Origin of the sequence: Vibrio sp. 10N.222.46.A1, assembly GCF_041473595.1 — a bacterium.
GTDB lineage: Bacteria > Pseudomonadota > Gammaproteobacteria > Enterobacterales > Vibrionaceae > Vibrio > Vibrio tasmaniensis_A.
Genome location: NZ_JBFRSN010000903.1, coordinates 1 through 816 on the forward strand (window position 1 = coordinate 1; position 816 = coordinate 816).

General features: G+C 44.1%; 1 protein-coding gene and 1 pseudogene. Both read left to right on the forward strand.

The window, feature by feature from the left end; all coding sequences use genetic code 11:
- Positions 1–675, forward strand: a 675-nt coding sequence (gene pstA, locus AB4496_RS21685) for a phosphate ABC transporter permease PstA (protein WP_372131938.1), incomplete at its 5' end; no start/stop codon positions are given.
- Positions 676–816, forward strand: a pseudogene (locus AB4496_RS21690) (phosphate ABC transporter ATP-binding protein); the annotation flags it as partial. It lies immediately after the preceding gene.

Below are 816 nucleotides of genomic sequence, written 5' to 3' on the forward strand. Positions count from 1 at the left end.
CATGAATACGCAAAAAACAACGCACTAACACGTTTAATTCGTATCGCCGTAATTAACTTAGCGGGTGTACCGTCGATTGTGTATGGTGTCTTCGGCTTAGGATTCTTTGTGTATACCATCGGTGGTTCAATCGATTCTTTGTTTTACGCAGAACGGTTACCCGCTCCGACATTTGGTACGCCGGGTCTATTATGGTCCGCATTGACCTTGGCGGTATTAACATTACCCGTTGTTATTGTAACAACGGAAGAGGGCTTAACGCGTATCCCTAGCTCCGTGAGGCACGGTTCATTGGCGCTTGGCGCTACTCAATTTGAGACGCTTTGGCGCATTGTTTTACCAATGGCAAGCCCTGCGATTATCACGGGGTTGATATTGGCAATCGCGAGAGCTGCGGGGGAGGTGGCTCCATTAATGCTGGTGGGTGTTGTGAAGCTAGCATCAAGCTTACCTGTAGATGGTCAGTTCCCATATCTACACTTAGAGAGAAAGTTCATGCACTTAGGCTTCCATATCTACGATGTTGGTTTTCAAACATCTAATATCGAAGCGGCGCGCCCTTTAGTGTATGCGACTTCATTTTTACTGGTTACTGTGATTGTTGGATTGAATTTAACGGCCATCAATATCCGTAATAACTTGCGTGAAAAATACCGAACCTTAGGACAAGATTAGATGTTCTCGATTAATGAAACCTTGGGTTACCAAGCACCACTTGATGTTCACAATTTGAAGGATGAGCAAATTGCTATCTCGATTGAAGGGCTGAATCTTTATTATAAAGAGAGCCAAGCACTTGATGATATTTCAATGCAA